General features: G+C 58.4%; 23 protein-coding genes. 7 read left to right on the forward strand and 16 right to left on the reverse strand.

Going from position 1 to position 25,983, the window contains the following annotated elements; translation table 11 throughout:
• Positions 1-96: 96 nt before the first annotated feature.
• Positions 97-816 carry a hypothetical protein gene (locus G5253_RS09105; RefSeq protein WP_410170582.1) on the reverse strand — a complete coding sequence of 240 codons (720 nt, stop codon included), beginning with the start codon at positions 814-816 and terminating at the stop codon, positions 97-99.
• Positions 817-1,130: 314 nt separating this feature from the next.
• On the opposite strand from G5253_RS09105, the gene G5253_RS09110 reads away from it, so the two are divergent.
• Positions 1,131-1,682 carry a lipoprotein gene (locus G5253_RS09110; protein WP_216953405.1) on the forward strand — a complete coding sequence of 184 codons (552 nt, stop codon included), beginning with the start codon at positions 1,131-1,133 and terminating at the stop codon, positions 1,680-1,682.
• Between the two features lie 199 nt (positions 1,683-1,881).
• Positions 1,882-3,879, forward strand: a complete 1,998-nt coding sequence (locus tag G5253_RS09115) for a hypothetical protein (protein ID WP_266134795.1) — start codon at positions 1,882-1,884, stop codon at positions 3,877-3,879.
• 84 nt (positions 3,880-3,963) lie between these two features.
• On the opposite strand, the gene glgC is transcribed toward G5253_RS09115, so the two are convergent.
• The gene (gene glgC, locus G5253_RS09120) at positions 3,964-5,238 is read right to left on the reverse strand and encodes a glucose-1-phosphate adenylyltransferase (RefSeq protein WP_266134794.1); all 1,275 of its coding nucleotides are present in this window, start codon (positions 5,236-5,238) and stop codon (positions 3,964-3,966) included.
• A gap of 189 nt (positions 5,239-5,427) precedes the next feature.
• Between glgC and G5253_RS09125 the strand changes: the two genes are divergently transcribed.
• Positions 5,428-7,068 carry an EAL domain-containing protein gene (locus tag G5253_RS09125; RefSeq protein WP_266134793.1) on the forward strand — a complete coding sequence of 547 codons (1,641 nt, stop codon included), beginning with the start codon at positions 5,428-5,430 and terminating at the stop codon, positions 7,066-7,068.
• Here G5253_RS09125 and G5253_RS09130 read toward each other — a convergent pair.
• The 9 genes from G5253_RS09130 to G5253_RS09170 form a co-directional block, all read right to left on the reverse strand.
• Positions 7,031-7,525 (reverse strand): hypothetical protein, encoded by a 495-nt coding sequence (locus G5253_RS09130; RefSeq protein WP_042055706.1) that lies wholly within the window; start codon positions 7,523-7,525, stop codon positions 7,031-7,033. The genes G5253_RS09125 and G5253_RS09130 overlap by 38 nt on opposite strands.
• A gap of 175 nt (positions 7,526-7,700) precedes the next feature.
• Positions 7,701-8,063 carry a DUF2750 domain-containing protein gene (locus G5253_RS09135; protein ID WP_005337077.1) on the reverse strand — a complete coding sequence of 121 codons (363 nt, stop codon included), beginning with the start codon at positions 8,061-8,063 and terminating at the stop codon, positions 7,701-7,703.
• 180 nt (positions 8,064-8,243) lie between these two features.
• Positions 8,244-9,548: an inosine/guanosine kinase gene (locus G5253_RS09140; RefSeq protein ID WP_005337079.1), complete on the reverse strand. Its 1,305-nt coding sequence runs from the start codon at positions 9,546-9,548 to the stop codon at positions 8,244-8,246.
• Positions 9,549-9,733: 185 nt separating this feature from the next.
• On the reverse strand, positions 9,734-10,126 hold the full coding sequence (locus tag G5253_RS09145) for an MAPEG family protein (RefSeq protein WP_139463897.1): 393 nt from the start codon (positions 10,124-10,126) through the stop codon (positions 9,734-9,736).
• Between the two features lie 34 nt (positions 10,127-10,160).
• Positions 10,161-11,135, reverse strand: a complete 975-nt coding sequence (hemH, locus tag G5253_RS09150; protein ID WP_266134792.1) for a ferrochelatase — start codon at positions 11,133-11,135, stop codon at positions 10,161-10,163.
• A 98-nt stretch (positions 11,136-11,233) separates the two neighbouring features.
• Positions 11,234-11,878: an adenylate kinase gene (adk, locus tag G5253_RS09155; protein ID WP_005337083.1), complete on the reverse strand. Its 645-nt coding sequence runs from the start codon at positions 11,876-11,878 to the stop codon at positions 11,234-11,236.
• Positions 11,879-12,181: 303 nt separating this feature from the next.
• Positions 12,182-12,940: a tRNA isopentenyl-2-thiomethyl-A-37 hydroxylase MiaE gene (miaE, locus tag G5253_RS09160; protein ID WP_266134791.1), complete on the reverse strand. Its 759-nt coding sequence runs from the start codon at positions 12,938-12,940 to the stop codon at positions 12,182-12,184.
• Positions 12,941-13,145: 205 nt separating this feature from the next.
• The gene (gene purF / locus G5253_RS09165; RefSeq protein WP_005351229.1) at positions 13,146-14,666 is read right to left on the reverse strand and encodes an amidophosphoribosyltransferase; all 1,521 of its coding nucleotides are present in this window, start codon (positions 14,664-14,666) and stop codon (positions 13,146-13,148) included.
• A 21-nt stretch (positions 14,667-14,687) separates the two neighbouring features.
• Positions 14,688-15,176: a CvpA family protein gene (locus G5253_RS09170; protein WP_005337086.1), complete on the reverse strand. Its 489-nt coding sequence runs from the start codon at positions 15,174-15,176 to the stop codon at positions 14,688-14,690.
• Positions 15,177-15,184: 8 nt separating this feature from the next.
• On the opposite strand from G5253_RS09170, the gene G5253_RS09175 reads away from it, so the two are divergent.
• The gene (locus tag G5253_RS09175) at positions 15,185-15,361 is read left to right on the forward strand and encodes a hypothetical protein (RefSeq protein WP_155395816.1); all 177 of its coding nucleotides are present in this window, start codon (positions 15,185-15,187) and stop codon (positions 15,359-15,361) included.
• Between the two features lie 2 nt (positions 15,362-15,363).
• On the opposite strand, the gene serS is transcribed toward G5253_RS09175, so the two are convergent.
• The 5 genes from serS to lrp form a co-directional block, all read right to left on the reverse strand.
• The gene (gene serS, locus G5253_RS09180) at positions 15,364-16,659 is read right to left on the reverse strand and encodes a serine--tRNA ligase (RefSeq protein WP_266134790.1); all 1,296 of its coding nucleotides are present in this window, start codon (positions 16,657-16,659) and stop codon (positions 15,364-15,366) included.
• Between the two features lie 290 nt (positions 16,660-16,949).
• Positions 16,950-18,287 (reverse strand): replication-associated recombination protein A, encoded by a 1,338-nt coding sequence (locus G5253_RS09185; RefSeq protein WP_266134789.1) that lies wholly within the window; start codon positions 18,285-18,287, stop codon positions 16,950-16,952.
• Positions 18,287-18,895 carry an outer membrane lipoprotein chaperone LolA gene (gene lolA / locus G5253_RS09190; RefSeq protein WP_266134871.1) on the reverse strand — a complete coding sequence of 203 codons (609 nt, stop codon included), beginning with the start codon at positions 18,893-18,895 and terminating at the stop codon, positions 18,287-18,289. The genes G5253_RS09185 and lolA overlap by 1 nt, the downstream gene beginning before the upstream one ends.
• An 80-nt stretch (positions 18,896-18,975) precedes the next feature.
• Positions 18,976-21,492 (reverse strand): DNA translocase FtsK, encoded by a 2,517-nt coding sequence (locus G5253_RS09195; RefSeq protein WP_266134788.1) that lies wholly within the window; start codon positions 21,490-21,492, stop codon positions 18,976-18,978.
• 203 nt (positions 21,493-21,695) lie between these two features.
• The gene (lrp, locus tag G5253_RS09200; protein ID WP_005300047.1) at positions 21,696-22,187 is read right to left on the reverse strand and encodes a leucine-responsive transcriptional regulator Lrp; all 492 of its coding nucleotides are present in this window, start codon (positions 22,185-22,187) and stop codon (positions 21,696-21,698) included.
• 150 nt (positions 22,188-22,337) lie between these two features.
• Here lrp and ald point away from each other — a divergent pair, with 150 nt between their 5' ends.
• The 3 genes from ald to G5253_RS09215 all read left to right on the forward strand — a co-directional run bounded on the left by ald (position 22,338) and on the right by G5253_RS09215 (position 25,910).
• Positions 22,338-23,453 carry an alanine dehydrogenase gene (gene ald / locus G5253_RS09205; RefSeq protein ID WP_266134787.1) on the forward strand — a complete coding sequence of 372 codons (1,116 nt, stop codon included), beginning with the start codon at positions 22,338-22,340 and terminating at the stop codon, positions 23,451-23,453.
• Positions 23,454-23,649: 196 nt separating this feature from the next.
• Positions 23,650-24,600, forward strand: coding sequence for a thioredoxin-disulfide reductase (gene trxB, locus G5253_RS09210; RefSeq protein WP_266135738.1), 951 nt, complete (start codon positions 23,650-23,652; stop codon positions 24,598-24,600).
• A gap of 62 nt (positions 24,601-24,662) precedes the next feature.
• On the forward strand, positions 24,663-25,910 hold the full coding sequence (locus tag G5253_RS09215) for a diguanylate cyclase (protein ID WP_019445529.1): 1,248 nt from the start codon (positions 24,663-24,665) through the stop codon (positions 25,908-25,910).
• Positions 25,911-25,983: the final 73 nt, after the last annotated feature.

The following is a 25,983-nucleotide window of genomic DNA, read 5'->3' on the forward strand; positions in this document are numbered from 1 at the left end:
AAATGAGCGACGTAATCTTGTCATTGAACACCTCAGGTCATGGTGGCGACTGTACCACCTAAAATGGTGTCCGGGATGATTAGACCACTACATTGCTTATTGGCGGGTGACCCGGATCTGCAGGGTCTGGCGCTCGCTCTGGCTGCCTCGTCCGCCCTGTAGCTGGGTGCCGAGGCTACTCCCCTGATCTGCCGAGCTGGTCGAGAGCTCCCCCACCGTCAGCCACTGGCCTGGGGCCCCGCTCACCTCGGTGGCACTCTGCCCACGATTGATGGTGCCCTGATCCAGCCTCGCCTGTTCGCTGCTCAGCGCAATCTGCACCCGATCGCCAATCAAGGTGGCCGTGGCATAGAGGCCGTTCACCAACGGCATCATCCCCACCACGGCGCCCCCGTTCCATTGGTAGAAAGTCACCGGCTGATAGGAGCCCATCTGCAGCAGCACGGGACGGCCCGAAAGCCCGCGTACCTGCCAGCTGTCGTTTTGGCTGCGCTGGTACTGCTGGGAGTTGCCATCGAGCAACCACTGCCGCTTGACCTCGTCGCGACTGATTGAGCCTCCCAGTTGCTGACCGCTGGCGGCACCATCGACCCGCCACTCGATAAGCAGGCTTTGCGGTGGCTGGTTGATCTGCGCCAGCGTGGCGTCGGCCTCCTGCAGCTGGGCTGGCGTCCCGCTCAGCACCAACTGATTACCCATGGCACTCACCCCAAGCTGGGGATAGATCTCCTTGAGGGTCTGCACCGCGGCCTGCGCCTCGAATACCGGGATCACTTTCACCTCGGCCCACAGCGATGGGCTCCAGAGTCCCATCATGCAGCCAAGCCACAGCAGCGCCCTGCAGCCAACCTTGCCCATCCGAACCATTACGCTCTCCTCGTTCTCTTTGCTCTTCTCGCTCTCTTTGCTCTTCTCGCTCTCTGTGCTCTTCTCTCTGCTTAAGGCGTAGACCTACGCCCGCAGCCAACAGCTCAGCCCTATTCCGCTCACTCGTCGATGATGAACCCGGCGGTTGCCAAAAAACAATCGGGAATGCAGCAACTCCGTGATTTCCCACGGTATGAGGCTCTCATTCCACGCCCGTTATCGCGTAAGATAGCGCCATCATAGTTGCCCAAGCGGAATCCATCATGTTGAAACAGTTGTTGTTACTCCCCCTCGCCCTGCTGCTGGGGGCCTGCTCCCTGACCCAGTACAATGTCAGCGAGGCCGAAATCAACCAGTACCTCAAAGATCAGGTCTCTTTTGAAAAACAGCTGGGGATCCCCGGCATCATGTCGAGCAAGATCCGTCTGGATGAGATGCAGAGCCGTATCGGCCGCAAACAAGCGGATCGCATCGAGCTGGATGCCGCTGGCGACCTGCAGGTGAGCAGCCCCCTTGGCAGCCAGCAGATGAAGATCCGCTTTGCCCTGAGTGCCCGCCCCGACTATGTGGCCGATCAGGGCGCCATCTATCTGCGCGACCTTGAACTGATCTCGGTCAAGACCGAGCCGGCCGATATCGGGGCCGCCCTCACCCCACTGCTGCCCACCTTCAATCAGTCGCTCTCCCTGTTCCTGTCGCAGACCCCGGTCTACCGCCTCGACAGCAGCCGCAAGAACGAAGCCAGGATCAAGGACAAGGTTGAAGCCCTCAAGGTAGAGCCGGGCCGTCTGGTCATCCCGTTCAAGCTGCTCTGATCACCGCCGCACTGGCACTTTCATCGCAATAAACAGATAACCGCCCTCTTCGACAACGCACATCCGGTTTAACGTGCAGCCGAATGGGGCGGTTTTTTACTTCTCAAGTCCCCTCCAACACAGCATAATGCAGACCATTCTCATTTAGATTCGTCATGAGAAGCGTCAATAATAAAACCAACCAATGGTGAGAAGGGACATGAGAAAAACCGTACTGGTTCAGGCGATCGCCTGCGCACTGATCAGCGGCGCCGCACACGCTGCCGTCAAGGTCGAAGACAAGACATTCAATACCGCCGCCAACATGCTGGCCTATACCGAATTCGAGCTCTCTGGCGAGCCGCTAGCCGAAGCACTGGGGCTGGATCTGGATGTGCTGGATGCCAACCGTGCCGATGAACCAACTCCGTTCGACTTCGCTGCCGGCATCGAATCCTACGAATACTCCGAAGAGGCGATGTACGCCCTCAACTACCAATCCGGCATGGGCCCACATCTGGTGAACGGGCCGCAAAACCTGGCCCGTGGTGGCACCATGGCCTCTCTGGGGCAACGGGTGCTGGCCATGGCCGATGCGGTCGGCTTCCCGGCCGATGAAGTGCCGCAAGGCATGTATCCCCTCTCCCTGCCCTACGCCTCCGCCAATCCAGAGTTTGCCCAGGCCGTCAACGCCACTCCGGTCAATGGCGATCAGATCACCATCAAGACCGCCAAAGGGACCGAGAAGACCGTCAAGACCCAGGTGCCCGCCTACTTCCGTGACTACAGCACCCTGCGCTGGAGCGGCAGTGACAACCTGCTGGTACCCGCAGCCGTGGGCGGCATCCTGCTCAAAGAGGTGATGTGGTCGCAAGACTTCCTCGGCGGCATGCACGTGGCCGAGACCGATGAAGAGGTAGAAGCCGCCTCCGCCACCATGGATCAGGATGGCAAGCACAAGCTGGGCGTCTCTGCCGCCGATGGCTTCAATGGCATGATGCTGACCGAGCAGTCCATCGACAAGCTGGCCATCATGCAGAACCAGCTTGGCTTCGATGGCAAGCAACTGGGCGCCAGGATCACCCCGCAGTACGATCCGGCCAAGGGCGTGATTTACTTCCCCCATCAGGTGAAAGTGACCGAAACCAGCAACAACGATGCCGGGGCCATCGGCAAGCTGGAGGTGGTGGATGGCTCCGCCCAGCTGCGCGATGCCTGGATGATGCTGTGGCCGCTCTCCGAGTTCTATGCCTTCAGCGATCAGCGCAGCGCCAACACCAACCAGAACCCGGCCTTCCACGCCGTGTTTGACGGCGCGCCGTTTGCCGCCGCACCGGCTGCCAACAAGGCCAATGACCTGGGCAAAGCGGTCACAGGCAGCGATGCCTTCTCGCTGGCGATAAATCTCTCCAACCTCACCTTCAAGAACCTGGCAGCCCTGCACTTTGATACCAAGGCTGGCACCCTGGTCGACAGCTGGCAGGCAGGCAAACAGGGCAAGCACGTCACCACCTTTGACGCCGCTTACGCACTGGTCGCCCTGCAGATCTTCCAGCGCGCTCAGGACGCGCTGCCGGTCGGTTACGCCGCCGGTGACAATGGCGAGCTGAACCTCAAGACCAAGCAGGGTCAAGAGGCGCTCGACTTGATCCGCAAACAGGCCGATTTCATCCTTGCCAACCTCAAGGGTAAAAATGGTCTGGTGCATGACGGCATCACGCTAGGTGGCAAGCTCGATGCCGGCCACTCCATCGATGCGCAGTTCGCCGCCATCCGTGGTCTGACTGCCGCCTTCCTCGCTACCTCCGATGCCAAGTACCGCACCGCCGCCCGCGAGCTGTTTATCGCCACCGACAAGGCCTACTTCAATGCCAAGGCGGGCACTTGGCTGGCGGGTAAACAGGGTGAATACACTCCCTGGACCCAGGCTGCCATCTCCGGCTCCCTACGCTCCGCCATGCTGAACCTGCGCAACGAAGGGGCCGAGAAGGCGCCCGAGTTGGAGCTGGCCAAGCTGACCGGTCAATACGTCAGCTGGTTCCGTGGCACCGTCAACGGTGGCATGCAGATGGCCGAGTGGATCGGTGACTCCGGCGAGAACATCATCGAAGGTGCCGGCAGCGACACCGACGAAGATGGTGTACCGCAAGTGACCGCCGCCGGTGGCAAGCACGGCACCGCCATGGTGATGGCCGCCAAAGCAGTGGTTAGCGAATAATCTTCGCCATTCACCAGCATGAAAAAGGGAGCCAAATTGGCTCCCTTTGCATTACAGCGTCTGACACAATTTCAAGGGCTTTCCTCAAACCAGCTTGTCCAGCATCTCTTTGGTCACCAGCACAATTCCCTGTTCGGAGCGGTAGAAGCGGCGGCTATCCTCATCGGCGTTTTCACCCACCACCAACCCATCTGGCAGCACACATCCCTTGTCCACCACCACCCGGCGCAGACGGCAACCGGCGCCAATCTCGACCCCGGGGAAGATGATGGCCTGATCCAGGGTACAGAAAGAGTGCACCCGCACATTGGTAAAGAGCACCGAGTTGAGCACGAACGACCCGCTGACAATGGTCCCGCCCGCAAACATGGAGTTGATGGTCATGCCGTGCTGGCCATTTCTGTCCTGCACAAACTTGGCCGGAGGCGTCAGGGTCTGGCTGGTCCAGATAGGCCAGTTCTGATCGTAGATATCGAGCTCGGGCAGCACGGAGGCGAGATCCATGTTCGCTTCCCAGAAGGAGTCCAGCGTACCCACGTCACGCCAGTAGGGCTTTTGCCCCTCGCGTGCCCCGACACAGGACATGTTGAAGGGGTGCGCAAAGGCCATCCCCTCCTCCACAATGCGGGGGATCACATCCATTCCGAAGTCGTGTTTGGAGTCCTGATTGTGAATATCCTCCTCCAGCAATTGGTAGAGGTACTCCGCCTCGAAGATATAGATCCCCATGGAGGCCAGCGAGCGATCCTCGCAACCCGGCATGGCAGGCGGATTGGCCGGTTTTTCGACGAAGGCGCGGATCTTGCGCTGCTCGTCGATATCCATGATCCCGAAGGCGGATGCCTCTGCCCGCGGCACTTCGATGCAGGCTACCGTCACCTTGGCACCGAGGCGCACATGGTCAAGCAGCATGGCGGCGTAATCCATCTTGTAGATGTGATCCCCTGCCAGCACCACCAGGTATTTGGGGCCATAGTCACGGATGATATCGACGTTCTGATAGATGGCATCGGCGGTACCGCGATACCAGTGCACCTCGTCCACCCGTTGCTGGGCAGGGAGCAGGTCGATGAATTCGTTCATCTGGTAACGCAGGAAGGACCAGCCCGATTGCAGGTGACGCAGCAGGCTGTGAGATTTGTATTGGGTGACTACACCAACCCGGCGGATCCCCGAGTTGATACAGTTGGAGAGCACAAAGTCGATGATCCGGAATTTGCCACCGAAATGGACGGCAGGCTTGGCTCGGTTGTCAGTCAACTGCTTTAGGCGACTGCCACGTCCACCTGCCAGCACCAGTGCCATACTCTGGTTCAACAATTGTCGTGCTTTGGCACTATTTTCTGGCTCTAACAACATGATTTACCTCTGCCTTGTTTGATCTGTTTTCAACTCATCTTCGCCTGTTCCGGTACCTGTGAAAGTGGTTTCACTCACATTTAACCGATTTCAATTGACCCTTTTCACCGAGTTGCGAGGAATAGCATGCTTTGCACCGCAAGCTTGGTTAAAATTCCCTCATAAAGCAGCCACTTCAAGGATAAAAAGATGGTTCACAAGCTTGGACGCCCCCTCTTCATGATCGCCACCATAGTGACCATACCCCTGCTGCTCCTGCAAGCAGTTTGGTTGGCCCTTCAGAGCACACCGCTCACTCTGACAGTTATTCTGGCCACCACACTGCTCGGCATGATCCTGTTGTTAATGCTGGCCATGCGCACCCTGGACGGCATGGTCCAGCATCAGGAGCTCACCTGGGTCAAGGCCATCAGGAGCCGGGATCCCTCAAAGCTTGATGAGCCCGCCTCCCGGGAAGTGCTGCAACAGCTGCTGGAACAGTTCGAGAGTGCCGAACAGAGTGCCCATCGTCAGCTGACCGAACTGAGCAATCTGGCCACCACCGACGAGCTGACTCAACTACTCAACCGCCACGCCTTTCGCCGCGACATGACCGAGTTGCTGCAGCGGGATCAGGACACCCAGACCGCAAGTCTGGTGCTGATCCGCGCCACCGAGCTTGGCAAGATCAACGCCCAGCGCGGCTTCCAGTCTGGTGATGCCTACATCAAGGACATGGCGGCCCTTATCAAGCGGGTGGTGAGCCGCTTCCCGGGCAATCAGGTCTATCGCATTTCGGGGGCTGATTTCGCCGTGCTGGTGCAACCGGTGGCCAATATTCCCCCCCATCTGCTGGGACAGGATTTGAAAGTGGCTTTCGATCACTATCAGGCTCAACACGAGCTGGAGAGCACAGGTTACTCGGGGTTGACCAAGCTCAGCAGCGGCCAGAAAATCGAAGCCGTGCTGGCCAGGGCGGATTTGGCGCTGGCACGCGCCCAGACCGAAACCATCAATGGCTGGGCCATCCAGCAGGATGACAACGTCTCCGATCTGCAGGGACAGCATCACTGGCGCGAGGTGCTGACTGAAGTGCTGGCACAGGAGCGACTCAGCTTCACCTATCAGCCAATCCAGCCCCTGCACCGCAGCATGCTGGCCTACAACGAAATCTACACCCGTTTCAGCGGCAGCGATGGTACCGCCCTGCCCACCGACACCCTGTTTGCCATGGCCCAGCGGCTCGATATGGTGATGCGGCTGGAGCAACTGGTGATTGTTCATATAATGCGTCAATACCGGGCTTTTGGTGCCAATCAGAGTCGCTGGGGAGTCAATCTCTCCCCCAACCTGCTGCAAAACAGCGCCTTCCTGATCTGGCTTGACCGCCAGTTGCTCAAAGATCCCAATACCAGCGCCAATCTGGTGTTCGAGCTGGATGAAGAGCATCTGGAACGCAATCTGACCGGTGCCAAGCGGGTATTTGAACTGCTGCGCCGCAACGGCAGCCGCTCGGCGATCGCCAATTTCGGCAAGGGGATCGGCTCCTTTACCCTGTTTCGCGAGCTCAAGCCCGACTACATCAAGCTGGATCCTGCCCTTATTACCGGGCTGGAGCAGGATCAGACCAACCAGCAGTTTGTGCGGATGATCGTCGATGTATCACATCGGATGGGATGTCAGGTGATTGCTGAGGGGGTAGAACAGCTTGGCCAGAAACAGCTGCTGCAGGGGATGTATGTGGATGGCTTGCAGGGCTATCTGATCGCCCGGCCGCAACCGCTGCGACCGGATATCAGCCAGCTGGGGCTCTTTACTGAGGATGCTTCAGCTTCAACAGGGTCAGAATGATGTCATTGAGCTGGCGATAGCGCTCCAGCTCTTTCTGATCGTAACGGGTCGCCAGCGTGGTGGGGTTGTGGCGATTTTTGAGGTAACGGTTGATTTGCAGGCGATTGAACCCCGCCACCTGATAGACCTGGCCAAGCAGGGTATTGAGCTCATCGTGCTCCAGACCGGCTCTGGCCAGATAGTCCCCATCGGCGGGACTCTCGGTCTGGTGGCTCCACTTGCCAATGCGACCACTCTCCTGCAGATAGCTGAGCCACTGCTCGATATAGAGCGGTTTGCACCCCGCCAACAGGTTGAAAAAGCCCACCGCATCGCAACGACAACCGCTCAGGAGCACGACCGCCAGCTGATCATCATCGCACTGGAAGGTCACTGGTCCGGCTTGCGCCCAATCCAGCGCCTGCACCCGAATGCTGGCCTTCTCACCCGCAGCTCCCGTTACGTCGAATACAAACATGGCGCTCCTCCCTTGGCAAAAGGTTGATGATGGACCATCCCCCTGACAGGTGCAAAGGCAAATCGGCTTTTAACTCATCAATCGGGCCATTCGACCATAAAAAAGACCGGCACCTTCGCGGATGCCGGTCTTTGTCCCGATGGCCTGTGCGTTCATGCCATCAATGGAGGCGCTTTCAGGCGTCCAGTTCAACCAGTGCCTTGGCCAGCTCGATGGGTTCGAGCTCCTGACCTTCCAGATCGGCGTTCCAGTTCGGGCCAACCAGTACATCATCTTCATCCAGATCGTTGATCCAGATATCGAGAAACTCTTCCAGATCGATCACTTCCGGCTCGTAATCGGCCCACTCGTCAACACAGTGCAGACGAGCGTCCTCTTCGGCAGACCAGAGCGGCATCACGTCGGCATCTTCAAATTCGGCGGAGCGACAGACGACCCAGTCTTCCCCATAGCGCAGACCCCACACCTGACCCGACTCGCGGACTTGTTCGATAAACAGTTGGAAATTGGCGTCAAGGTTGTCGTTAAGCATGCTCATGGGGTTCTCTCTTTCTTTCGGGTGCTGCGGCATTGTCGGGCGACAATACGATGGCCAAATGGTGTCGCAAAAGTGACATGGACTCAAGCATATTGGGGTTATTCCGGGAAAAAAGCCGGGATAACTCCCATTTGCCTGCAAAAACGCCTCCCGATGGAGGCGTCTTGCAGATTCAGGAGATCAACGCTCCCAGTAAACCTCTTCCAGGCTGTCCTCTTTCTCCGGCAAACCGCGGGAGAGACGGGGGCTGCTCTGGGCCAACACCTCGTAGCTGACGCGGTTGGCGTATTTGCACACCTGGGCCAGTGAGGAATAGGTCAGGAACTCGGAGATGTGCTTGGCGGAGTTGGGCACATTCATCCGGTGATAGGAGTTGGCCACCATGTCGTGCAGCACGGCGGAAAGGGCGCCATCCCCTGCCCCATTGGTGTTCTTGATCTTCTCCGGGCCACCCATGTACGGGGAGATGTGGGAGTAGATGCGGGCCGGTTTACGGCACTTGGCACGGGCCATCGGGCGGCTGAACTCATACATGTTGAACTCGGGGATAACGCCGGGCAGCAGGGTATGAGTGGTCTCGCGCTTGTAGTCCTCATCGGTGTAGCTCGCCATGTAGAGGCCGATGGGGCCAGCAGTACAGAGCACCATGTCGGCCCAGTCGAGCGCCTTGTCAGCCGCACCGAGCGGATCTGCGATACCGGTCAGGGCTTCACCTTCGTCTTCGTTCATCGCCAGCACAGTCACGTTTTCGGCAATGAAGTCGCGCCACCACTGGGGGTTTTCGTCGATGACGAAACGGGTACCCAGGGTCAGCACCACGGGAATACCGGCCTCGCGGGCATAACGCACCGCGGTCATGGCCGCCTCTTTCATCGGATCACCATCATCACCGCGTACCAGATAGGCGGTGATCACCAGTGCAGACGCACCTTTGATCACATCCTCCGGAATGTGCTGCACATCCAGCTGGTTCATCTTGCCGGCGTTGATGCCGAAGCTGCGCTCGCCGCACTCGGTGATGAAGGTGAAGCAACGACCGATGGGGCCATCAACCGGCTGCAGATAGTCCAGATTGACGCGGGAAGAGGTGTTGCACAGATAACGGTAGGCGTAGCAGCCGATGCGAATATCCTGACTCATCACACCCAGCAGGATGGAGTGGGAATCGGCCAGTACCGAGTAGTTGTGTACCGTGTTGCCGATGGTGCCACCGGCAAACTCGCTCACTACCATGTTGTTGGCCTTGAGCTCGTCATAAATCCGTTCGGCCACGTCGTCGTTGATGACGACGGAGTGCCCCTTGCTCAGACCATAACGGGTCAGAAAGTCTTCATCCACATGGGCTTCAATATCAACCAGGGTCTGATCAATCCCGACCACGTAGGCTTTGCCCAGCTCGGTTAACAGGGGATTTTGCGGAACCAGGGGATCGCGTCTGTCGACAGGGAAGTAGTGTTTGGACTTGCGCTGACCGGGAAATTTCATGGCAATGTTCTGTGCTCTGGGGGAAAGAGGGGCGGGATTTTAACACAATCCGCCGCCCCGAAAAGTCGCCCTGTTTAAATAATGGAGTCAGTATAGACAAGGCTTGCAAGGAAAAACGTTTGCCTTTTCACCATAAAAAAACCACCCCGTCCGAGGTGGTTCCCTAGCATAAAAAGCGCCTGTTTTCAGGCGGCCGCCATGCCCTGCAAAAGGGCCAGTACCGAAAAGAGGCCGAGGGCGAGCCAGAACAGCAAGGTACCCAGAAAACGGGGCACATTGGGGGCTTTGGGGATCTGGATGCCGATGGCATGCAGGATGCGGCCGACCAGCAGCATGGCGCCACCGGCATGCAGCCAGAGCGCACCGGCACCGGAGAGCTCGCACAGCGCCATCAACAGCAGGGTCAACGGCACATACTCGGCAAAATTGCCGTGGGCCCGGATCGCCGCCAGCAGCTCGGGGGCCTCCCCCTGCCCTATCATCACCCCGAACTGGGCGCGGCGTTTGACCACCCAGAAGGAGAGCCCCAGAAACAGCAGCCCCAGCAGGCCTGCGTAGATCAGCGTGATATGTATCATGACTCGACTCCTTGTTTGACTGACTGCCGGTCACTCATGCCAATTCGCGGCAAATGAGCGAGACCATCATCCTGATGTGGGCCTGATCACTGTTGAGGGCCGGAATATATTCAAACCGCTCGCCACCGGCCTCCATGAAGACCTCCCGATTCTGTACCTGAATTTCCTCGAGGGTTTCGAGGCAGTCGGCGGCAAAGGCAGGACAAATTACATCAAGCCGCTTGATGCCCGCTGCAGGCATACCGGCGATGGTCACGTCGGTGTAGGGCTTGAGCCACTCCTCCTTGCCAAAGCGGGACTGGAAGCTTGCCGTCCACTGCCCGGCATCCAGCCCGAGCGCCTCGGCCAGCAGAGTGGCGGTGTGGCGACACTGGTGACCATAGGGGTCCCCTTCGTTCTCGTAGCGCTCGGGAATACCGTGGAACGACATCAGCAGGTGATCACCCTGACCGTGCTGCTCCCAGTGACGGCGCACGCTCATGGCCAGCGCCTGAATGTATTCGGGGTGGGCGTGATAATCACGAATGAGCCGTACCACCGGCAGATTGCGTTCTCTCTTCATCGCCTTGCCCCAGGCATCGAAGACCGAGGCGGTGGTACTGACCGAATATTGCGGATAGAGCGGCAACAGGATCACCCGGTTGACCCCTTTGGCCTTGAGCGCCTGCCAGCCATCATTCACTGACGGGGAACCATAGGTCATCGCCAGCTCCACCGGCACCTCAACCCCCTCCCGCTTGAGCTCCTGCTCCAGCGCAGCACGCTGCTGCTTGCTTATCACCATCAGCGGCGAGCCCTGCTCGGTCCACACCTGCTGATAGAGCTTGGCCACTTTGGGCGAGCGCGTCGGCAAGATGATGAAATGGAGCAGCGGGCACCAGAGGTAACGGGGCAGATCCACCACACGGGGATCGTGCAGGAACTGGCTGAGGAACGCTTTGACGGCAGCGGTGGTCGGTGCGGCTGGGGTACCCAGATTGACCAGCAATATTCCGGTTTTCGTGGTCACGTTGGCTTCCTGTCTATCTGTCATTATGCAAAAAGGGCCCGACAGGGCCCTTCTCTTTATTTATCTGATGGCACGGGAAACAGTGCCGGCAGCAAAGATCAGCCCAGAATGGTGGCAAGCTGCTTGCTGACCAGATCAACCGGCTGGGTGCCGTCGATCTTGACGTAACGGGTGTGGCCCGCTTCCGCCTCTTTGCCGTAGAAACCGATCAACGGCGCGGTCTGCTGATGATATACATCCAGACGCTTGCGTACTGTGGTCTCTTCGTCGTCGGCGCGGATCACCAGATCTTCACCGGTCACGTCATCCTTGCCTTCCACTTTCGGCGGGTTGAACACCACGTGGTAGGTACGGCCGGAGCCGGAGTGAACGCGACGGCCGCTCATGCGCTTGACGATCTCTTCGTCCGGCACATCGAACTCCAGCACGAAATCAACCACGACACCGGCGTCCTTCATGGCTTGCGCCTGGGGAATGGTGCGCGGGAAACCGTCCAACAGGAAGCCTTTGGCGCAGTCCGGCTGAGCGATGCGCTCCTTGACCAGACCGATGATGATGTCGTCAGAGACCAGCTGACCTGCGTCCATCACAGCTTTGGCTTTCAGACCGAGCTCGGTGCCCGCTTTGATCGCCGCACGCAGCATGTCGCCGGTGGAGATCTGGGGAATACCGTGTTTTTCCATGATGAACTGAGCCTGGGTACCTTTGCCGGCGCCCGGAGCCCCCAACAGAACAATGCGCATACACGCTCCTATTGATTGGTTATTCAAATCTTGCGAAGGCAAAAAAGTACACGGTTTCGCCCGTTTCTACAAGGGTGAGCCACTTGAATGAGCACTTTATCACCACAATAACCGGCTGATCGAACAGGATTTCATCGCAAGGGGAAGACGCAAAAATAGCCAGGGATTCAGCATAGAGCGCCAAAAGCAGGAAGGAGGTACGACAGAAAAAAAGATCCCGGCTCAGGGCCGGGAATTGCGCTCAAAAGTAACTACTTGTCGCTCGTAGTAGGAACAGGGCAATAGTAGTTTGCCCCCTGTGCGTCAACAACTGTCAGATGTGACAGGCAGGCCGCTATGAAACCGGAACTGGGGATCCGGCGAGCAGATTAGCTCTGCTTCCAGCTTGCCAAAGAAGGCAACCCGCTCGCTGATATCCTCCCCCGCATACTGTTCGGCCAAGCTCAGGTAATCCTGATAGTGACGCGCTTCGGAGCGCAGCAAAGAGACGTAGAAGCGGCTCAGCTCTTCGTCCAGATGGGGCGCCAGCTTGGCAAACCGCTCGCAGGAGCGGGCCTCGATATAGGCGCCGATGATCATCTTGTCGACTATGGTGGCCGGCTCATGGGTGCGTACATGCTGCATCAATTGGCGGGCATAGCGGGAGGCCGTCACCGGCCCGTATCCGATGCCGCGGGCCTGCATGATCTCCAGCACCTGCTCGAAGTGGTGCAGCTCCTCCTGAATGAGTCTCACCATGGGAAACAGCAGCGGATTGCGTTCCAGCTCGGCAAAGACGGTGCGATCAGACTCCCCCATGCTACGTTTGCCCAAGATCTCGGCCTTCTCCGGAATGGCATCCAGCTCGCGATAGAACTCCAGCTTGGGCAGCAGATGGCGCTTGCCCTTGGGCAGGCAGTAGCGGCGCACCAGACTGTGGGCAGTGAGTGCGGCCTTGGTCTCGCAGTTGGCGTGATCGATAAGCAGGGTCGGTAAACGGGCCGGATCCCGAGCCATCTCCACCCACTCATCCGGGGTCTCGCACTGCAAAAACTGGCGCACTGGGGCTAGCAGATCATCCATCTAAACTCTCGTCTCTTAAAAGCGTATCGGTCATATATGTTGTCGCCTATGCTAGCGGATCCCGCTGGCCATGCCCATATCCGGCAAGATAAACGGATGTTTTTCAAACAGATACCCCCTACCCCTTCTGGCGGTGCGAGATAGAAACGACAATGGGGGCCACTGGCCCCCATTTCGCTATCCCATCCGGCAAAACCGCAAACGTTTAACTGCCTTCGTTAAAAATTTCCAGATTGCTGGTACCTTCCTGCCATTCACGCACCGCTTTGGTGTCATCGTTGCGCAGGGCGTTGAGGTGATCCAGATAGGACTGGTCCACGTCGGAGGTGACATAATGGCCATTGAACACCGAGGTCTCGAAGTGACGCAGATCCGGGTTGATCTCCCGTACGGCGGCTTCCAGATCTTCCAGATCCTGGAAAATCAGACCGTCAGCGCCAATCAGCTTGCACACCTCTTCTACTTCACGGCCGTGGGCGATCAGCTCGTTGGCGGTGGGCATATCGATGCCATAAACGTTGGGGAAACGAATTTCCGGCGCCGCCGAGGCGAAGTAGACCTTGGCTGCCCCCGCTTCACGGGCCATCTGGATGATCTGCTCGGACGTGGTACCACGCACGATGGAATCATCCACCAGCAACACCTTCTTGCCCTTGAATTCAGAGCTGATGGCGTTGAGCTTACGACGCACCGACTTCTTGCGCTGGGTCTGGCCCGGCATGATGAAGGTACGGCCGATGTAGCGGTTCTTCACGAAGCCCTGACGGTACGGCAGATCCAGGGTATGGGCGATCTCCAGCGCCACATCACAGGAGGTCTCGGGGATGGGGATAACCACATCGACATCGAGATCTTCCCACTCGCGGGCAATCTTCTGACCCAGCTTGCGACCCATGTTGAGGCGGGCGGCGTAGACCGAGACCTTGTCGATGCACGAATCGGGACGAGCGAAGTAGACGTACTCGAAGATGCAGGAGCTCATCTGCGGGTTCTCCGCACACTGCTCGGAGAAGAGCTGGCCCTGCTCGGTGATGTAGATGGCTTCACCCGGCGCAATATCCCGCACCGTCTCGAAACCGATGGCGTCGAGTGCCACGCTCTCGGAGGCGAGCATGTACTCCACCTGGCCCTGCTCGTCCTGACGACGACCGAGGATCAGCGGGCGAATGCCGTTGGGATCGCGAAAACCGATGAGACCATGACCAATCACCAGCGAGACCACCGCATAAGCGCCGCGGATCTGCTGATGGGTTCTGCGCACCGCGGCGAAGATATCTTCGGGGCGCAGGGCCATCTTGTCACAACGATCCAGCTCGTGGGCCAGCACGTTCAGCAACACTTCCGAGTCGGAGGTGGTGTTGATGTGACGGCGGGCGACCTTGAACTGCTGCTCCTTAAGCTCCTTGGCGTTGGTGAGGTTGCCGTTATGGGCCAGCACCATGCCGTAGGGCGAGTTCACATAAAAAGGTTGGGCTTCAGCGGCACTTGAGCTGCCTGCGGTGGGATATCTGACATGACCTATGCCGATGTTCCCTTGCAAACGCTGCATGTGGCGCACTTCAAACACGTCCTTCACCAGGCCATTGGCCTTGCGTTGCCGGAAGTTTCCACTATCAATGGTCACGATCCCGGCGGCATCCTGTCCCCTGTGCTGCAACACCGTCAAGGCGTCGTAGAGGGCCTGATTGACGGGGGTGGTGCCAACTATACCGACAATACCACACATGTCTTTGCTACCTCGAAGTCACTATACCTGTTTAAGAAAACTGGATGAGTTCAACATGAACCCGAAAAACCACTGGATCACCGGCTTGAACTCCGGCACCAGCTTGGACGCCACCCACCAGTCGCTCTGGGAGAGGCTGGTGAAGGTATCCATAAAAAAAAGCAGGGCACTGACGATCAGCACCCCGCGAATTGCACCGAAGCAGACCCCCAGCACCCGATCGGTACCGGAGAGACCCGTCTTGTCCACCAACAGGCCCACCACATAGTTGACCACGCTGCCGAGGATCAAAGTCGCCACAAACAGCGCCGCGATGGCCAGACCGTTACGAACCAGCGCGTCGGAGAAGGAGGTGAAATAGACGGCGAGATCGGGATAGAAATGGCTGGCAATAAAGAAGGCGACGAACCAGGTGACAAGAGACATGGCCTCCTTGACGAAGCCGCGTACCAGGCTGATGAGAGCAGAGAAACCGACGATGCCGATGATGGCGTAATCAATCCAGACCATAGAAAAAGATGTCCTGCGAAATTGCGGCGCAGTCTAACAAAAACGATTGCGCATTGCTTGATAAAAATGTGTTAACTGTTCAAAGCGACGCCGAAAAGCCGCATTTTTTCAGCACTAAAACGGTTGATCGGCGCCAGAATGCACAACGCCATGGCAATGCCATGGCGTTGTGGTCTGCGGCGTGAACTTACCCGATGTGGGTCAGGCCACCCATGTAGGATTGCAGCGCAGCCGGGATGGCGATGCGGCCATCTTCCTGCTGGTAGTTCTCCATCACGGCAACCAGGGTACGACCCACTGCCAGACCGGAGCCGTTCAGGGTGTGCAGCAGTTGCGGCTTGCCATCGATGCGCACGCGAGCCTGCATGCGGCGCGCTTGGAAGTCGGTGCAGTTGGAGACAGAGGAGATCTCGCGATAGGTGTTCTGGGCCGGCAGCCACACTTCCAGATCGTAGGTCTTGGAAGCGCAGAAGCCCATGTCACCGGTAGAGAGCGCCATCACGCGATACGGCAGCTCCAGCAGTTGCAGCACCTTCTCGGCGTGACCCACCATCTCTTCCAGCGCATCCCAGGATTTCTCCGGGTGAACCAGCTGTACCATTTCAACCTTGTCGAACTGGTGCATACGGATGAGGCCACGGGTATCACGACCGTAGGAACCGGCTTCGGAGCGGAAGCAGGGGCTGTGGGCGGTCATCTTGATTGGCAGCTCTTGGGCGTCAAAGATCTCGTCACGGGCCATGTTGGTGAGCGGCACTTCGGAGGTCGGGATCAGGGAGAACTTGCGCAGCTTGCCCTCTTCTTCCCCTTCACCTTCGATACCGGTATTGAACAGGTCCTGGGCAAATTTCGGCAACTGACCGGTGCCATAGAGGCTGTCCGGGTTCACCAGATAGGGCACGTAGCACTCGGTGTAACCGTGCTGCTGGGTGTGCAGATCCAGCATGAACTGAGCCAGGGCACGGTGCAGACGGGCAATCTGACCCTTCATCACCACAAAACGGGTACCGGAGAGTTTGACGCCATTCTTGAAGTCAACGCCCTTGGCCGCTTCGCCCAGATCGATGTGATCGCGTACCGGGAAGCTGAACTCGCGCGGGGTCCCCCAGCGGCGCACTTCCACGTTGTCATTCTCGTCACGGCCCACCGGCGTGGTCTCGCTCGGCAGGTTGGGGATGGCGTCGGCAATGGCTTTCAGCTGGGCCAGCAGGGCATCCAGCTCGACCTTTCTGGTTTCCAGCTCGTCGTTGATCTTGGTCACTTCGGCCTTGAGCGGGGCAACATCTTCACCACGACGGGCAGCTTCACCGATGGATTTGGAGCGGGCGTTGCGCTCGGCCTGCAGCTCCTGAGTACGGGACTGCAGATCCTTGCGCTTCTCTTCCAGAGCATTGACAGCCGCTACGTCAAGAGCGTAGCCACGTGTCGCCAGACGAGCGGCAGCTTCGTCGATGTCGCTGCGCAGATATTTGGGATCCAGCATGGGTTACCTACTTTTTGTAAAAGGGATCTGGGCCTGAGTCATCATGACGGGCGGGAAAACAGATCCGGAAGTTAACATCGGTTGGCGCCCCCGTCGTTTTGAGAGTCAGGCCTTCGAAATCAAGAAGATGGTATCAGGCCGAAACCAACGGGGTCAGAGGGGCAGTGTAGCAGACCGCCCCCCTGCCCGAACAGGGACTATTTGGGTCGTTTTTGCCAACTTGTGGGGTCAAACACCCCAATTATTCCGGTGTCTGACCAATTTTCATTCTGCTGGCCCAAATGGGGGGACTATCGGCCCCGTTTTTGCGGGCTCTGTCGATCCAGCTCGTGCAGATAATCGAGCTTCTGGCCGATCTGCTTTTCAAGGCCACGATCGGTCGGCTGATAGTACTGCTTGCCGGCAAGCTCGGGCGGGAAATACTCCTCGCCTGCGGCATAAGCACCCGGTTCGTCGTGGGCGTAACGATACTCGGCGCCATAGCCCAGATCGCTCATCAGCCGGGTCGGCGCATTGCGCAGGTGCACCGGCACCTCGAAGTCAGGCAGGTTTTTGGCATCATTGAGCGCAGCCTTCCAGGCGGTGTAGACCGCATTGCTCTTGGGCGCACAGGCGAGATAGACGATCGCCTGGGCGATGGCCCGCTCCCCTTCCGCCGGACCGATCCGATGGAAGCAATCCCAGGCCGACAGGGCGACCTGCATGGCGCGCGGATCGGCATTGCCCACATCTTCCGAGGCAATCGCCAGCAAGCGGCGGGCAATATAGAGGGGATCGCAACCGGCGCTCACCATACGGGCGTACCAATAGAGCGCCGCATCCGGCGCCGAGCCGCGAATGGATTTGTGCACCGCCGAGATGAGGTCGTAGAAGTGATCGCCCCCCTTGTCGAAGCGGGCCACGTGCTCCCCCACCACGGCGGCGAGCAGGGCACTGTCGATCACCCGCGCCCCTGTGCTGTCGGTTTCGGCCATGTCGGCCAACAGCTCCAGATAGTTGAGGGATTTACGCCCGTCCCCATCCACCGCCTTGGCCAGCGCCTCTTTGACGCCGGGGGCGAAGGTGAGTGCCGGATCATTGAGACCACGGGGATCGGTCATCGCCTGATCGAGCATGGCGAGAATATCGCTCTCCTCCAGTCGCTTGAGCAGATAGACCCGGGCTCGTGAGAGCAGTGCGTTGTTGAGTTCGAACGAGGGGTTTTCGGTGGTGGCACCGATAAAGGTGATGGTGCCATCCTCGATGTGAGGCAGGAACACATCCTGCTGACTCTTGTTGAAGCGGTGCACCTCATCCACAAACAGGATGGTGCGCACTCCGCGCCAGCTGTTCTCCTTCGCCTTGTCGATGGCGGCGCGGATCTCCTTGATACCGGAGGTGACCGCAGAGAGTCGCTCCACTTCCGCCTGGCAGTTGTGAGCCATCAACTCCGCCAGCGTGGTCTTGCCGGTACCGGGCGGCCCCCACAGGATCATCGAGTGGCAGTGACCCGCCAGAATGGCTTTGCGCAGGGGCTTGTCAGCCCCCAGGATATGTTGCTGACCGATATACTGGTCGAGGTTTTGCGGCCGCATCCGGGCCGCCAGCGGACGAAAGTCCGACGAAAAATCCAGCGACAGATTGCTCATCAGCGCTGATCATCCAGCTCGACCCCCTTCGGGATCTTGAAGACAAATTCGTTACCCTTGAGCACCGGCTTGCGGTTGAAGTTATTGAGGGTAAATTCGGTCCACTGCCCCTGCGCCTCTTTCACATCGAAGCGGCTGATGTTGTTGTCGCGATCGAAGGTGACACGGAAGGAGGCGATAAGCTCGCTCGGATCACGGCTGGTGACTGTGTAGACATCACCCTGCTGAGTCACGTCGTACTGCTTCCACAGTTTTTCGTCATTGCCGGTGATAAGCACGAAGGGGGTATTGAGCACCGCATCCTTCATTTTAAGGGCGGTGACCTGCTCGACGAAGGGATCATACACCCAGACATCCTTGCCATCAGCCACGATCAGACTCTCGTCAGGCGAGGTGGTGTGCCAGTTGAAACGGTTTGGCCGCTGCACCACCAGATCGCCGCTGGCGCGCTGCAGCTCCTTGCCCTTGCTGTCGTAGACAGTCTGGGAGAACTTGGCGGAGAAGAGGCTGACACTGGCCAGCTTCTGCTTGAGATCGCTGGCCGCGTCGGCCCACACCTGGCTGCTGGCAACCAGCAGCATGGATCCGATCAACAGCTGTTTTTTCATCATGCTTTTCATAACGACCATCTCGATAAAAGGCCATGCCCGTGAGGGGCATGGCCAGGATAACAGTAAAAGGATGACTCTTAGTCGCGCACCGGCGGCGGAGCCAGCACATCGCGCTGACCGTTGCCCCCCGGGGCGCTGACGATGCCCTGATTCTCCATTTGCTCGATAAGACGAGCAGCCCGGTTGTAACCAATCTTGAACTTGCGCTGGACGCTGGAGGTCGAACCACGGCGGGACTCCACCACGAAGGCAACTGCTTCGTCAAACAGGGGGTCGAGCTCTTCATCGTCACTACCGCCATATTCGCCGCTGCCACCTTCACCGCCAGATTCGCCGGAGAGGATCTCGTCGATGTAGTTCGGTTCACCGCGCAGTTTCCAGTCCGCAACCACCTTGTGTACCTCGTGGTCATCGACAAAGGCGCCGTGCACCCGGGTCGGGTTGGAAGTACCGGCCGGCATGTAGAGCATGTCGCCCATGCCGAGCAGGGATTCGGCGCCGCCCTGATCAATGATGGTACGGGAGTCGATCTTGCTCGACACCTGAAACGAGATGCGAGTCGGGATATTGGCCTTGATAAGACCGGTAATGACATCCACCGACGGACGCTGGGTCGCCAGAATGAGGTGAATACCGGCGGCCCGTGCCTTCTGGGCGATACGGGCGATCAGCTCTTCCACCTTCTTGCCGACGATCATCATCATGTCGGCAAACTCGTCCACCACCACCACGATGTGGGGCAGCTTCTCCAGCTCCGGCGGCGTCTGATCCATGGAGTCGCCCGGACGCCACAGCGGATCCAGCAGAGGGTCACCCTCCTCGATGGCAGCCAGCACCTTGTCGTTGTAGCCCTTGAGGTTGCGCACCCCGACCGCCGACATCAGCTTGTAGCGACGCTCCATCTCGCCCACGCACCAGCGCAGCGCGTTGGCGGCGTCCTTCATGTCAGTCACCACCTCGGTCAGCAGGTGCGGGATCCCTTCGTAGACCGACAATTCCAGCATCTTGGGGTCGATCATGATAAAGCGCAGATCGTCCGGCGAAGATTTGTAGAGCATGGAGATGATCATGGTGTTGACCCCTACCGACTTACCGGAACCCGTGGTACCGGCCACCAGCAGGTGAGGCATCTTGGCCAGGTTCACCACCACCGGCTCCCCTGCGATGTCCTGACCCAGGCCCATGGTGAGCGGGTTGCGGCTATCGCGGAAAGCATCGCAGTCGAGGGTCTCGCGCAGGTAGACGGTCTGACGCACCCGGTTTGGCAGCTCGATACCGACATAGGTTTTACCCGGGATCACTTCCACCACCCGGACGCTGCTGGCCGACAGAGAGCGGGCCAGATCGCGGGACAGGTTGGTGATCTTGCTCGCCTTCATGCCAGGCGCCAGATCCAGTTCAAAACGGGTAATGACCGGGCCCGGATAGACACCGACCACCTTGGCCTGCACGTTGTAATCGGCAAGCTTGGCCTCCACCAGACGGCCCATTCGATCCAGCTCGTCCTTGCTCATCATCTGGGTCTTGGCAGGCGGACGATCCAGCAGCTCGAGACTCGGCAGCGGCGGCAGGTTGGCTTGCACGCGGCGCTTGGGCTTGGTCGGCATGGCAACGACAGGGGCAACCGGTGCATCCTCGCCCTCGGCCCACGGCAGGTCCAGATCTTCGTCGTCCTCATCATCGGCGACGGCAAGGGCGCTCTGGCGACGAGTGCTGGCAGGTGCAGTCCGCTTGGCCTTCACCACAGGAGCCGGCTCGTCGTCCTCATCATCAAACTTGGGATCAAACTCGAAGGTGTCGTCGTCCAGTTCAGGCAACCACTCCTCCTTGGAGCCTTTCTGGTTTTTGCCTTTGGCGCGGCGCCCCCAGTTATTGTGAGGATCGTCTTCATCCTCGTCATCAAACGCGATGGCCCCTACCCCGCCTTCCAGCAAGGGATCCGGCCCCTCGTTGCGGGGTTGACGCCAGCCACCGGTCAACCAGCGACCAAGGTTGGTCGGGAAGTGGTAAACAGCGCTGACCGAACCGGTACAGGCCGCGCCGATCTGCTCGACGATGGTGAGCCAGGACCAGCCGGTAAACAGGGTGATGCCGGTTGCCACGAAGCAGAGCAGCATCAGGTTGGCCCCGACGCCGCCAAACAGCGGTACCACGGCGGAGGCGATCACATCTCCCACCAGACCACCGGCAGAGAAGTTTTGCAGATCGTTGAAGTTCATGCTGGCAATGGCCGACATGCCGAGCACGGTCAGGATAAAACCGATGATCCGTACCCCCAGAGTGAGGTAATCCACATCGAGCAGGCGGCTCGGCCGCCAGAAGAGGCTCCAGCCCAGCAGTACCACCAGCGGGGGCACCAGATAGGAGAAGGCACCAAAGGTAAACATGGTGATGTCGGCAAGCCAGGCGCCTGCGCTGCCGGCGAGGTTCTTGACCTCCCCTTGCCAGGAGGTCTGTGACCAGCCGGGATCGGCGGGATGATAGGACAACAGGGCGAGCAGAAGATAAGCAGCCATCAGGGTGATGGCGATCAAGACGGCTTCGAAGATCCGTTGTGTACCTGATAAAGGAGTAAACAGCTTTTTATCGGCCAAACTCCGGCTCCTTTCTGAAAACATGTAATGCAGGAAAATAAGGGGGCCCAGTATCCCCGAAAAGCCCATCGATTGTCAGCCTGTGTCTGATGAGGCGGGATCAAATTTGCACTCTTCTTTACAAGAAGAAACGAGCGGACTGGCCGCTCGTTTCTGACTGTCATGGTGTCTCGTATGGAAAAGATACCACGGCATAATCTGCGTTATCGGGTACTGATCACCAGACGGCTGCTCTGCTTGACCTCTTCCATCACCACGTAGGTGCGGGTGTCATTCACCCCGGGAAGACGCAGCAGGGTCTCCCCCAGCAAGCGACGATAAGCGGACATATCGCTTACCCGGGTCTTGAGCAGATAGTCAAAATCACCCGAGACCAGATGGCACTCCTGGATCTCTTCAAGCACCTGAACAGCCTTGTTGAACTGTTCAAACACATCGGGAGCACCGCGGTTGAGGGTTATCTCTACAAAAACCAGCAGCGACGCATCCAGATAATGAGGGTTCAGAATCGCAGCATATCCTTCGATATACCCTTGTCGCTCGAGGCGACGAACCCGTTCCAGACACGGTGTGGGACTCAGGCCAACTCGTTTGGACAACTCAACATTCGAGATCCTGCCATCCTTTTGCAGTTCATTGAGAATGTTGCGGTCAATCCTGTCCAAATCCTTTAGCCGACTCTTAGCTTCCATCATTTAATTCCATCCTTTGGCTATTTTTTGGTAAGAATCACCATTCATTTTATAATTATGGTCACAAATCCTGTCAATACCTGAATATACTAGGCGCAAATGTTGGTTAACATTTTGGCAACATAAACCACCAATCGATAGACGAGGGATAGCATGATTATCGGTGTACCTAAAGAGATAAAAAACCATGAGTATCGCGTAGGCATGGTTCCGGCCAGTGTACGTGAACTGACAGCACGAAACCATACTGTTTTCGTCCAAAGCGGTGCCGGAAACGGCATTGGCTTTAGCGATGCAGATTATACCGCTGCCGGCGCTGAAATTTTGGCCTCTGCAGCAGAGGTTTTCGCCAAAGCCGAGATGATCATCAAGGTCAAGGAACCTCAGCCTGTTGAATGTGCCATGCTGCGTCCGGGTCAAACCCTGTTCACCTATCTGCATCTGGCGCCAGACTTGCCCCAGACCGAAGCCCTGCTGAAGAGCGGCGCTATCTGCATCGCCTATGAGACTGTCACCGACGGCCGTGGTGGTCTGCCTCTGCTGGCCCCCATGTCGGAAGTCGCAGGTCGCATGTCCATTCAGGCTGGCGCCCAGGCGCTGGAGAAGTCTCGCGGCGGTAGCGGCATGCTGCTCGGCGGGGTGCCAGGTGTCGAACCGGCCAAGGTGGTGATCATCGGCGGCGGTGTAGTTGGCTCCAATGCTGCCCGTATGGCAATCGGCATGCGCGCGGATGTGACCATCCTCGACAACAACGTCGATACCCTGCGTCGTCTCGATAACGAATTCCAGGGGGCCGCCAAGGTGGTCTACTCCAACAGCGAGACGCTGGAGCGCCATCTGCTGGCGGCTGATCTGGTCATCGGCGGCGTGCTGGTACCGGGCGCTACTGCGCCAAAACTTGTCAGCCGTGACCACATTGCACGCATGAAGCCGGGTTCGGCCATCGTCGATGTGGCGATCGATCAGGGTGGCTGTGTGGCGACCTCTCGCCCCACTACTCACGAGGATCCCACCTTTATCGTCGATGAGGTGGTGCACTACTGCGTCGCCAACATGCCGGGTGCGGTAGCCCGTACCTCGACCGTGGCACTCAACAACGCTACCCTCCCCTTTATCATCAAGCTGGCTCAACAAGGTTACCGCGACGCCCTGTCGTCAGACGTGCACCTGCGTCATGGCCTCAACGTGATGGAGGGCAAGCTCACCTGCAAAGAAGTCGCCGTGGCTCATGGCCTTGCCTACACGGATCCCCTGACCCTGCTGAACTGATCTGCGCTGGCCTGAGCCAGTCAACGATAAGTGAAAATCCGCCCGCGATGGGCGGTTTTTTTATCTCTTTTTCATGCCCGACCGGACTGCGCAGTGATGCAGGAAGCCGATTGAAACAATCAACTCACTGGCCTTTGACCCCGGATCACGAATTACCTACAATCGCGCAAACTCATCACGTCTCGGAAATCACATCATGAGCCAAGTCACTCACAGCAAATTGCTGATCCTGGGGTCAGGCCCGGCCGGTTACACTGCCGCCGTCTACGCCGCCCGTGCCAACCTCAATCCCCTGCTCATCACCGGCATGCAGCAAGGGGGTCAGCTGACCACCACCACAGAGGTAGAGAACTGGCCAGGTGATCCGGAAGGCCTGACCGGCCCGGCCCTGATGGAACGCATGAAAGAGCATGCGGAGAAGTTCGATACCCGCATCCTGTTTGATCACATCAACAGTGTCGAACTGACTCAGCGCCCGTTCCGCCTCAAAGGGGACAACGGCGAATACACCTGCGATGCCCTGATCATTGCGACCGGCGCCTCCGCCAAGTATCTGGGCCTGCCCTCCGAAGAGGCCTTCAAAGGGCGCGGCGTCTCTGCCTGTGCCACCTGTGACGGTTTCTTCTACCGCAATCAGGAAGTGGCGGTGATCGGCGGTGGCAACACCGCAGTTGAAGAAGCCTTGTATCTGGCCAACATCGCCAAGAAGGTGCACCTGATCCACCGCCGCGACGAATTCCGTGCCGAGAAGATCCTGATCAAGCGTCTGCACGACAAGGTTGCGAGCGGCAACATCGTGCTGCACACCCACCAGACCCTGGACGAAGTGCTGGGTGATCAGATGGGGGTCACCGGTGTGCGCCTGCGCAACACCCAGAACGACACCACCACCGACCTGCCACTGATGGGCGTCTTCATCGCCATCGGTCACCAGCCCAACACCCAGATCTTCGATGGCCAGCTTGAGATGCAAAACGGCTATCTGAAGGTACGTGGCGGCCTCGACGGTTTTGCCACCCAGACCAGCATTGAAGGAGTCTTCGCTGCTGGCGATGTGGCCGATCACAACTACCGTCAGGCGATCACCTCTGCCGGTACCGGCTGCATGGCAGCCCTCGATGCCGAACGCTACCTCGACGCGCAATAAACAAGCGCAGTTGTGATATAAGGCATACCAGTCGGTATGCCTTTTTTATTTAAAGGAGTCTAATGAAACAGAAGATATTGATTGTCGAAGATAGCCTGACCATCCGCCGTATGCTGACTCAGGCCATTGCCCAGCAGACAGGCCTCGAGATTGACGCCTTCGATACCCTCGAAGGCGCCCGTCACTGTCGGGGCGAGGAGTATGTGGTCGCGCTGGTGGACTTAACCTTGCCGGATGCGCCCCGTGGCGAAGCGGTCAACGAGCTGCTGGCTCGAGGTTTGCCGGTGGTGATCCTCACTGCCGACATCAGCGAGGATAAACGTGCCGCCTGGCTGGAAACCGGCGTGTTGGACTATGTGATGAAGGATTCCCGCCACTCGCTGCAATATGCCGTTAGTCTGGTGCACCGCCTCTATCTCAACCAGTCGATCGAAGTGCTGGTAGTCGACGACTCACGCACCTCCCGTCACCGCACCATGGCCCAGTTGCGCAAGCAGTTGTTGCAGGTGCATGAGGCCAGTCATGCCCGTGAAGCGATGGCGATGCTGGAGCAACACCCGGACATCCGGCTGGCACTGGTCGACTACTATATGCCGGATATCGATGGCATCAGTCTGGTGCGGATGCTGAGAGAGCGTTACAGCAAGCAGCAGCTCGCGATTATCGGGATCTCGGTCTCGGACAAGCGCGGTCTCTCTGCTCGCTACCTCAAGCAAGGCGCCAACGACTTTCTCAACCAGCCGTTCGAGCCGGAAGAGCTGCAGTGTCGGGTCAGCCACAATCTGGAAGCGCTCGAGCAGTTCAACAGCATTCAGGAGTCAGCCAATCGTGATTACCTGACCGGTCTCTACAACCGGCGCTACTGGTTCAACGAAGGGCAAAAATGGTTTGAAGAGCATCAGCGCCAACAGACGCCTCTTGCACTCTGTGTGCTCGATGTGGATCACTTCAAGCAGGTCAACGATCACTGGGGCCATGCCATCGGCGATCAACTGCTCTGCCATCTGACCCGGCTACTGACCCAGTTCTTCCCCGATGCCATGATCGCCCGCTTTGGCGGAGAGGAGTTTGCCATGATGGTGCCTCACTGTACCGTCCCCGTGTTGATCAAGCGTCTTGAAGGGCTGCGTCAGCAGCTGCGCCAGCAACCTTTGTCACCGGAAACCCCGCTCTTTGTTCGCGCCAGTTACGGCGTGATCAGCGTCGGGCGGATATCCATGGACGAGGCGCTGAGCGTAGCGGATCGGCTGCTCTATCAAGCAAAGAACACCGGTCGCGACAAGATAGTCTCTCAAGAGATAACTATCTGAATCCTCAGGGCATCAGTCCCGTGTATTACCGCCCGACAGACTTTCCGGCAGGAGAGTCTGCGGGTTCCATTCC

It is taken from the genome of Aeromonas sp. 602658, assembly GCF_049173005.1.
In the GTDB taxonomy this organism is placed as follows: domain Bacteria; phylum Pseudomonadota; class Gammaproteobacteria; order Enterobacterales; family Aeromonadaceae; genus Aeromonas; species Aeromonas veronii_A.